General features: G+C 57.9%; 10 protein-coding genes and 2 pseudogenes. 9 read left to right on the top strand and 3 right to left on the bottom strand.

What is annotated here, in order from left to right; translation table 11 throughout:
• Positions 1-116: 116 nt before the first annotated feature.
• The 9 genes and pseudogenes from ABJN75_RS19400 to ABJN75_RS19440 all read left to right on the top strand — a co-directional run.
• Positions 117-782: pseudogene (locus ABJN75_RS19400) on the top strand (group II intron maturase-specific domain-containing protein); the annotation flags it as partial.
• 67 nt (positions 783-849) lie between these two features.
• Positions 850-1,341 (top strand): annotated as a pseudogene (locus ABJN75_RS19405) (IS3 family transposase); the annotation flags it as partial.
• Positions 1,342-1,344: 3 nt separating this feature from the next.
• A complete protein-coding gene (locus tag ABJN75_RS19410; protein WP_348441241.1) occupies positions 1,345-1,752 on the top strand; it encodes a hypothetical protein in 408 nt (135 codons plus the stop codon).
• A gap of 69 nt (positions 1,753-1,821) precedes the next feature.
• Entirely contained in the window at positions 1,822-2,217 is a 396-nt protein-coding gene (gene cueR, locus ABJN75_RS19415; protein ID WP_348441242.1) for a Cu(I)-responsive transcriptional regulator, read from the top strand.
• Positions 2,175-2,627: a cytochrome c gene (locus ABJN75_RS19420; RefSeq protein ID WP_348441243.1), complete on the top strand. Its 453-nt coding sequence runs from the start codon at positions 2,175-2,177 to the stop codon at positions 2,625-2,627. Before cueR ends, ABJN75_RS19420 begins: the two co-directional genes overlap by 43 nt.
• A gap of 102 nt (positions 2,628-2,729) precedes the next feature.
• Positions 2,730-3,137: a hypothetical protein gene (locus tag ABJN75_RS19425; RefSeq protein ID WP_348441244.1), complete on the top strand. Its 408-nt coding sequence runs from the start codon at positions 2,730-2,732 to the stop codon at positions 3,135-3,137.
• Between the two features lie 79 nt (positions 3,138-3,216).
• Positions 3,217-3,450, top strand: a complete 234-nt coding sequence (locus tag ABJN75_RS19430) for a hypothetical protein (RefSeq protein WP_348441245.1) — start codon at positions 3,217-3,219, stop codon at positions 3,448-3,450.
• Entirely contained in the window at positions 3,447-4,961 is a 1,515-nt protein-coding gene (locus ABJN75_RS19435; RefSeq protein WP_348441246.1) for a TolC family protein, read from the top strand. Before ABJN75_RS19430 ends, ABJN75_RS19435 begins: the two co-directional genes overlap by 4 nt.
• A 21-nt stretch (positions 4,962-4,982) precedes the next feature.
• The gene (locus ABJN75_RS19440) at positions 4,983-6,350 is read left to right on the top strand and encodes a copper oxidase (protein ID WP_348441248.1); all 1,368 of its coding nucleotides are present in this window, start codon (positions 4,983-4,985) and stop codon (positions 6,348-6,350) included.
• 404 nt (positions 6,351-6,754) lie between these two features.
• Here ABJN75_RS19440 and ABJN75_RS19445 read toward each other — a convergent pair whose 3' ends face one another.
• The 3 genes from ABJN75_RS19445 to ABJN75_RS19455 all read right to left on the bottom strand — a co-directional run.
• A complete protein-coding gene (locus ABJN75_RS19445; protein ID WP_348441249.1) occupies positions 6,755-7,423 on the bottom strand; it encodes a GntR family transcriptional regulator in 669 nt (222 codons plus the stop codon).
• A gap of 7 nt (positions 7,424-7,430) precedes the next feature.
• The gene (locus tag ABJN75_RS19450; RefSeq protein ID WP_348441250.1) at positions 7,431-8,447 is read right to left on the bottom strand and encodes a Gfo/Idh/MocA family oxidoreductase; all 1,017 of its coding nucleotides are present in this window, start codon (positions 8,445-8,447) and stop codon (positions 7,431-7,433) included.
• Between the two features lie 2 nt (positions 8,448-8,449).
• Positions 8,450-8,783: isocitrate/isopropylmalate family dehydrogenase (locus ABJN75_RS19455; RefSeq protein ID WP_348441251.1), on the bottom strand; the 334-nt coding region annotated here is incomplete at its 5' end.

Consider the following 8,783-nt stretch of genomic DNA (forward strand, 5'->3'; position numbering starts at 1 on the left):
GCAGGCCACCTGCCGTGGTCTATTGGCTGAGAAAAGAGGAAACCCAACCCGATCAGCAGGTCCAAAAAGTAGCTTAATTCAACCCAGATACTGTCCAAGGGATGGGGAGTAGCTCAGTGATCGTAAAAGGAACCAAGGCTCAGGCAGAGGAAATCCGTGAGGAGTGCCGGGCGTTTCTGGAAGGTGAACTGAAGTTGACGCTGAACATGGAGAAGACCCATGTCACACACGTCAATGACGGCTTCGTTTTTCTGGGGCACCGGATCATCCGCAAGCGTGGGGCGCATGGACGGATGTCCATCGTCACGACGATACCCAAGGAAAAGGCCAAGGGGTTTGTCCGCAGGCTTACCGAAACCCTTTCCGGCAATCATAGTGTCAGTACGGTCGACATGATCGCCAGTCTGAACCGCCAGTTGGTGGGATGGGCGGCGTTCTACAAGTTCACCGACTTCACGGCGTACGTATTCCGGCGCATCGATCATGTCGTGTTCTCGAAAATGGCGCATTGGCTGGGCCATAAATACCGATCTCGCATCAAACCCTTGATGCGGAAATGGTACCGGGTCCCGGAACCGGGCAAGGCGAAAACCTGGATCGTGTTTGGTCGGACTGAACGCGGTGACCCCGTCGGAAAAGCGTTGAAACGGCTTGTCTCAAGCCCCAAGGCGCAATTCCGGTGGCGCAATCCGGAGACGAATCCGTACATCTTCCGGATTGAAGACCGCAGTACCGTCACGTCGCACTACCATGATGTTGCTATGGCCATGGGCCAAGCTTGAATGGAGAGCCGTATGCGCTGAAAGGTGCAAGTACGGTTCGGGGAGGAGAAGCGCATCTGCGCTTCTTACTCCACTCTCAAGCTGGCAGGGGATGGTCTACGTGGCCTTCGTCATCGACGTCTTCGCCCGCAGGATCGTCGGCTGGCGCGTCTCGACTTCGATGACGACTGGCTTCGTGCTCGATGCTTTGAACCAGGCCATCTGTCAGAGGGCACCGTCCGAGGTGGACAAGCTGATCCATCACAGCGACCGTGGCAGCCAATACCTGTCGATCCGATACACAGAGCGGCTCGCAGAGGCCGGCATCGACACCTCGGGTGGCAGTGTCGGCGACAGCTATGACAATGCCTTGGCCGAAAGCATCTTCGGTCTGTTCAATACCGAGGTTATCAAGTTCCTCGGCCCCTGGAAGTCCGTTGGTCAGGTCGAATGGGAGACGCTGAAATGGGTCGACTGGTATAACAACACGCGCCTGCACAGCGCCATTGGCCACGTCACGCCCAAAGAAGCAGAGGAGGCTTTCTATGCAAGCTTGAACGATGCCGAAAAAGCAGCTTAATCATTGAACCAGAAACTCTCCGGTAAACCCGGGGCGGTTCAATCAGTGCTTGTCACCAACAACCACAAGGGGTTTGCCTCGATCCTGACGTGGATGAGTGGGGAGGCCGTCCCCCGCATCGCCTACGAGCCTACAGGCGCCTATCACAAGAGTTTCGAGCACTTCATGCTGACGCATGGCGTTGCACTCTCCAAGGTCAATCCGCGTCCTGCGCGACGCTTTGCCGAGGCGACAGGCAGCCTGATCAAGACCGACCAGGCCATTGCTGCACTTCACCGCGCCTGCGTGAAGATCACCATCACCACCGGCGTCAACGACGCGCCGGCCCTTGCTGCGGCGGCAATGCGCCTGTCATCGGTGTCGGTGATCACCAATGCCTTGCGGTTGCGGCGGGTCAAACTTGATGCTTGACCTTCCATCAGGTGGAAGCGTTAGGGATGACGCCATGATGGCACAGTGTTCAAATCCAGGAGGCGGCCAATGAATATCGGTCAAGCATCTGATGCGACCGGCCTTCCTGCCAAGACGATCCGGTATTATGAGGATATCAATTTGATCAAACCGGCCCGCGCCGCCAATGGCTATCGCGACTATGACGGCAAGGATGTCCACCGTCTGGCCTGCATTCAGCGCTCAAGAAGCCTCGGGTTTACCATTGACGAATGCCGCTCGCTTCTATCGCTCTACGAAGACAAGGCCCGGGCCAGTTCCGATGTCAAAGCGCTGGCGTTGGAGAAGATCACCGAGATCGACCGCAAGCTCAGGGAGTTGAAATCCCTGCGGGCCACGCTCAAGATCCTTGCAGATCAATGCCACGGCGATGACCGGCCAGAATGCCCGATCATCGACGAGATCGCCAAGGGAGTGTTTGCATGAACCGGCGATCTCTCCTGATCAGCATCATCTTGCTTGCAGGAGCATTTTTGATCTTCCGCAGCTTTCAGCCACCGGAGCAGCCGGCGTCAGGCGATGTCATGGCCAATGTGACTGTGCCGCAACTGTCTGCGCAGGCACAGGTAGGCGATACGCTGTTCAACCGGTCCTGCGCATCCTGCCATGGCGAGAACGCTGCCGGAAAAGACGGGATCGCGCCGCCGCTGGTCCACAAAATCTATGAGCCCAATCATCACGCCGACGCCGCATTCCACCTGGCCGCCAAAAATGGCGTCCGGGCCCACCATTGGCAATTTGGAAACATGGCTCCGGTGGAGGGCGTAACCGATTCCGAACTTGATACAATTGTTATCTACGTTCGTGAGCTGCAACGCGCCAACGGGATAAACTGACATGGGCCGGAGACGGCCATGCCAAAAAATAAACTTGTTTTCACCGCCTTGTGATCGAACAGGTCATTGTTGTCGCACCATTTTGGGTTATGTAAACCGAACATGAAAACGCCGAATCGCCATAGCCTCCGTCTTGGGCACATGCTTGTGGTCTTGATGTTTGTCTTTACAAGCATCGTGCCGGGGTCCATGCATGCGTTCGCCATGGCCGAATCTCAGGTCGCCGACAGTGGTGGGCACTATGCGATGATGGGGCAGATATCCGGCGATCAACCAATGGCCGCTTACCATCTGTCCCGGGCCGTTTCAGCTGATCTGGCAAAAGAACCGATCCCCACGGGTACGGACATTGGCCCGGACCGTTGCTGTCCCGCCACATGTTTCGTTGCCCTTTGTATCTTTGACGTTGTGGCTATGGATCGCTTCGTTCCCGAGAGTTTCGAGGTCGAACCCACGGCTGAATTCATTGTCGTTGTCATGGCGTTGCCCGAGCGACCGCCGCGAGTCTGAAGTGTGACCTGATCCCTCCAAGGGGCATCGACGCCGGAATTGACCGGTCACTCATACTCTCTATCGCAGTAGGACAATCATGTTTCGTTATCTTTTGGCGGCTGGCTTGCCGCTGGTGCTCGCCGGTTGTACGGCGGCGGGCAGGCCTGCCGATATCATGTCGGCCACGTCACCGGCTGATCCCGGCATAGGCATTCTCAATACGCATCATCACACGGTTCTGAACGGCTATGTTCATCGCGTTCCTGTCGATCCTAAACCATGGCGGCAACTCAATGACAGCCAGGCGCCCGGCGCGGGAGCAGGCTCATGAGCATCTTCCGAACAACCAAATCCCTCATTGTCGCGTCGTCCGCAGGATTGTTTCTGGCAGGGTGTGTCAGCGATCAGGATATTGCCGGATACTCGGCCAAAAAGGCCGGGTTCGGTGTCGTTGCAGCATCTGTTTCCATCGGCACCAAAGGAAAGGATACCGTCTGGGTCCAGAACAAGGATCAGGCAAAGGCTGTTTCTGAGCGCGTCCATGGCTTGGTGCACAAGAAAACCATCAATGCCGACACAGCTGTTCAGGTAGCCCTTTTGAACAACAAGGGCCTGCAGGCAGCCTATACCGATATCGGCATGAATGCAGCAGAAGCCTGGCAGCAGAGCTTGCCTGAAAACCCAAGAGTCTCGATCGGCCTGTTGGGAATCGGGGCGCCCGAACTTGGGGCTTATCGCGCCATCGAAGGCATGATCGCGGCCAACATCCTGTCGCTCGCAACGCGGCGAGCACGTGTCGACGTCGCCGATACACGCTTCCGGCAGGCTCAGATGCGGGCGGTCGACACAACATTGAAGGTCGCCAACGACACGCGGCGGGCCTGGATCAACGCCGTATCGGCGTTTGAGACCGTCGCCTATCTCAATCAGGCCAGAGTCGCTGCCGATGCGGCATCGGAACTGGCGCAGAAGCTGGGTGAAAGCGGGGCGCTGGGCAAGGGCGGACAGGCACGAGAACATGCTTTCTATGCCGAGCTGACCGGACAAATGGCGGAAGCGAAGCTGGCGTCACGGCTGGCGAAAGAAGAGCTTACGCGACTGATGGGGTTGTGGGGCAGCGAGGTCGATTACTTCGTCCCCGACCGCTTGCCGCGGCTTCCGCGTGGCATCATCAAACGTAACCGGATCGAGCAGGAAGCACTTGAAAACCGGGTCGATCTGCGTGTTGCAAAACTGGAACTCGAAGCCGTTGCAAAGAGCTATGGTCTGACCGAAGCCACGCGCTTGGTCACCGATCTGGAGATCATCTCCGGCTTCGAGGCCGAGCGGGAAATCGAGACCGAATACGAGATTGTCGGTGGCTCTCTTGACGAAAGCAAAACCAGGAAAACGGGTGTTACGCCGCAGCTCGAACTGGAGTTCGTGATCCCGATCTTCGACAGTGGCAAGGCGCGGCTGCGCAAGGCCGAACTTGCCTATATGCAGGCCGCCAACCAGCTTGCCGAGAAGGCGGTCAACATCCGTTCCGAGGCGCGATCCGCCCATACGGCCTACAGCTCGACCCACGAAATCGCGCGGCATTACCGCAATGCCGTAGTGCCCTTGCGTACTACGATCGAAGCGGAAGCCCTGCTGACCTATAACGGCATGATCTCAAACACCTTTGAACTCCTCGCCGACACCCGCGCCAAAATCGGAACCTTGATGTTGGCGGTTAACGCCAAACGCGAGTTCTGGCTGGCCGATGTCAATATGTCAGCTGCGATCTACGGCGGCGGAACCGGAGCAGGCAATTCAGCTGCTGCACCATCCGTTGGCGATACCGGCGGCGGCGGCCACTAACTTTCCGGAAAGGAAAAGACCATGATGAACAGACGTCAATTGCTCGGTGCAAGTGCTGCCGGAGCGGCCCTTGTCTCCTCGACCGCCTGGTCGAAAACAACGAACATGGGACTGCCCGATGCGGCCCTTATGCAAAGCCCGCTGACCCAGGCCCCGCTGATGCCGTCGACCGGACCGGACTACAATCCGGTGGTCACGCTTAACGGGTGGACCTTGCCATTCCGGATGAACAACGGTGTCAAGGAGTTCCACCTCGTGGCCGAGCCGGTGGAGCGTGAACTCGCAGATGGCATGACCGCCTATCTGTGGGGTTACAATGGCCAGTCCACCGGCCCAACCATCGAAGCCGTGGAAGGCGATCGGGTCCGGATTTATGTCACCAACAAACTGCCTGAGCACACAACGGTGCACTGGCATGGGTTGATCCTTCCATCCGGCATGGATGGTGTGGGCGGCCTGTCGCATCCGGCGATCCCATCCGGCAAAACCTACATCTACGAGTTCGATCTGGTGAAGTCGGGGACCTTCATGTACCATCCGCACGGAGACGAAATGGTGCAGATGGCGATGGGGATGATGGGCTTCTTCATCGTTCACCCGAAGGATCCGGCCTTCATGCCGGTCGACCGTGATTTCCTGATCATGCTCAATGCCTTCGACATCGATCCCGGCTCCTATGTGCCGAAGATCATGACCATGACCGACTTCAATCTGTGGACATGGAACAGCCGCATTTTTCCCGATATCGACCCTCTTGTTGTATCGAAGAATGACCGGGTGCGGGTGCGGGTCGGCAATCTGACCATGACCAATCACCCGATCCATATGCATGGCTATGATTTCGAGGTGACGGGCACCGATGGCGGCTGGGTCCGACCGGAAGCACGTTGGCCGGAAGTGTCGATCGACATTCCGGTGGGCGCAATGCGGGCCTATGAATTTGACGCCAAGCACCTGGGCGACTGGGCAATTCATTGCCACAAATCCCATCACACCATGAACGCCATGGGGCATGATGTGCCGACCTTCATCGGCGTCGACAAGTCCAAGGTCACCAAAAAGATCCGGATCGTGCAGCCCGAATACATGCCGATGGGAACTGCCGGCATGGCCGACATGGCGGAAATGTCGATGGAGCTGCCCGACAACACCATACCGATGATGGCCGGATGGGGCCCTTACGGGCCGCTGGAAATGGGCGGCATGTTCTCGGTCGTCAAGGTTCGCGAGGGTATCTCCGCCGGCGATTACAGCGATCCCGGCTGGTACGAAAACCCGCCCGGAACCCAGGCCTATGAGTGGACCGGCGAATTGCCGGAGTTCGCCAAGGCAGCCGACGCAAAGACAACAATCACGCCAAAGCCGGAGAAATCCGGCAGCAATGGCTAAGCCCTTCGATCCGAAGTGTTCATGAAAAATACAATACACATGAAAACTCTTCTGATTGCAGTCGCATCATTGCGATGACAGCACCGGCCGGTGCCAGGGGAGCCTATTCCGGTGGTCATGACAGCATGATGGCCATCGGAAACCCCGGCGAGGGGCCCGAAGGGCATCGTCAACTTATCGAATCTTGCCGAAAAGGAGCCAGACACATCTGGTCAAGCGGCCTTCAACTCACACGTGATGCGTTCCAAATGCTGTGAGCATCTGAGCGAAATTGGCGGCGATAAAGGGCAGCACGAGCGGTTTGGGTCATGCCGTCAGATTGCACAATTCTCTCGACAGCTCGTTGAAATTACAGTGCCCCCGACGGGCCTATTCGGCTCATTTCGAGTGGCTTGACAGGCACATCAAACCCGGCGAAGCCCATGCTGGTTGAGAAGGGTGATCAGCATGTCCTTGGCCTCGGTCCTGTGCATCCAGTGGATCTGTCGGGCTGCCTTGGAATCGCCTCTGGCAATGGCTTCGTAAAGCGCGCGATGGTCTTCATTGGATTTGTTGGGCATTGGCCGCATATGCAGCGTCAAGGCGCGCGCCCGCCTGACCTGGTCGTTGAAATTGGAAACAATTGTCTGGATCCGCTTGTTGCCGCCCAGCCGGACAAGTTCGTCGTGGAAGGCGGCGTCGGCGCGGGCCCAGCCTTCACGATCATTGTCGGCCACACTGGCTTCCATTTCGAGTGTCGCGGATTTGAGACGGGACAACTCCTGTTCGGAATAATGTGTTTCGGCGGCAAGCGAAGCGGCCAGGCTCTCAAGTTCGGTCAGGACCTCGTAGATTTCACGCATGTCATCGGCCGACAAGGCCGATATCCGGACGCCCTTGCGCGGGCGGACTTCCAGCAGGCCCTGCGATTCCAGCACGAGGGTTGCCTCGCGGACCGGTGTTCTCGACATGCCGAGTTTTTCGGCGAGTTCGCTTTCAAGGTGATCCGACCCCGGAGGCAACTCGCCCGCAAATATCAACGCCCTTAGTGCATCCACCGCCCGAATACTCTGAGACTTTGATTTTGCTTCCATGGACACTCTAAACCCCTTGTTTCCGACCCTCGTTTGCTGACCGGTAAATCGCTTCTTCGACCTCTATAACACGAAGATAATCGGCTGCAGTATTTTCGAATGGCCCGCTTCCCAGGAGACCATCGACGACGTGACGCTGAAGGGCAAACACGCAATCACCGGCAAAACCGCGCCAGTCCCGTGGCTCCAGCAGGGTCCGGGTTGCGGTCTGGCCGAAACAGCGAAGATGCACCGCGCCATTGCCGGACAGGGTGATGGTACCGGTGGTGCCTTCCAGCAATGCCTCGCCCAGGGTGGTGCGGGTGTTTTGCGATGCATGATCGAGATGGCGGTTGCCGTCGAAGATGGCCCGGACGTCGTGATCGAAATCGAAAATGATGTAACCGGCATCCTCTCCCGCGATCACCGGGTTCATTTTTCTCAAATCGGCATAGACTGCCTGGATATCTCCGAGCAGGAACCGGAAGGTATCGATCCAGTGCACTGCGGTCTCGTGGACGAGAAAACGCTCCATCTTCTGAAAATAGGGCTGGCGCGAGAGATAGGCATCGGGGCCTTGTCCGTCACCGGTCCGCAACCGGAAGGTCAATTGATGAACATCACCGATCTCGCCGGCGGCAAGGGACCGTGCCATCTCCCGGTACCATGGCTGGAAGCGGAAGTTCTCATGCACGATCAGCGGGACACCCGCCTTTTCTGCGAGAGAGACCGCAATCCTGGCTTCCTCGAGTGAGGCGCAGAACGGCTTCTGGCAGATGATCGCCTTGACGTCGCGATTCAGCGCCATCTTGATCGCATCGAGATGGGTCTCGGGCGGCGTGATGATGTCAAGGAGATCCGGAGACGTCGCTTCGAGCATTTGCTCAAGATCGGCGAACGCCGGATGACCGGTCTGCCGGGCCTTTTCGATGTTCCGGTTGGCAATGCCGACCAGTTCCACTTGTTCTATCCGTTCCCAGGCGTCGAAGTGAAACTGGCTGAAATATCCCGCGCCCAGGCAGGCGACCCGCAAGTTTCTGTCCACGATCATGCCTTTGCCGTGATTTGTTGCAGAACCGCATCGGCAGCCGCGTCCGTGCCGCTGGTTCCGCCAAGATCGCGGGTCAGAACGCTGCCGTCAGCGACCACCTTGTAAACGGCGTCGCGCAAAACCGCTCCATCGGAAACCATCTTCTCGAAGTTGTGCTTTGTGCCGAGCCAGTCAAGCATCATCGCGGCTGACAGGATCATGGCGAACGGGTTTGCCACGCCCTTTCCGGCGATGTCGGGGGCCGAGCCGTGGCAAGGCTGGAACACCGCGTGGTCGTGGCCAATATCGGCTGACGGCGCCAGTCCGGGCCCGCCCATGATGCCGGGGCCA

This window comes from Hoeflea sp. (genome assembly GCF_039975035.1).
Taxonomy (GTDB): domain Bacteria; phylum Pseudomonadota; class Alphaproteobacteria; order Rhizobiales; family Rhizobiaceae; genus Hoeflea.

Excerpts from the sequence above, each read along its gene's own strand:
- cueR (WP_348441242.1), top strand. The coding sequence starts at position 1,822 with ATGAATATCGGTCAAGCATCTGATGCGACCGGCCTTCCTGCCAAGACG.
- ABJN75_RS19420 (WP_348441243.1), top strand. The coding sequence starts at position 2,175 with ATGCCCGATCATCGACGAGATCGCCAAGGGAGTGTTTGCATGAACCGG.
- ABJN75_RS19425 (WP_348441244.1), top strand. The coding sequence starts at position 2,730 with ATGAAAACGCCGAATCGCCATAGCCTCCGTCTTGGGCACATGCTTGTG.
- ABJN75_RS19430 (WP_348441245.1), top strand. The coding sequence starts at position 3,217 with ATGTTTCGTTATCTTTTGGCGGCTGGCTTGCCGCTGGTGCTCGCCGGT.
- ABJN75_RS19435 (WP_348441246.1), top strand. The coding sequence starts at position 3,447 with ATGAGCATCTTCCGAACAACCAAATCCCTCATTGTCGCGTCGTCCGCA.
- ABJN75_RS19440 (WP_348441248.1), top strand. The coding sequence starts at position 4,983 with ATGATGAACAGACGTCAATTGCTCGGTGCAAGTGCTGCCGGAGCGGCC.
- ABJN75_RS19445 (WP_348441249.1), bottom strand. The coding sequence starts at position 7,423 with ATGGAAGCAAAATCAAAGTCTCAGAGTATTCGGGCGGTGGATGCACTA.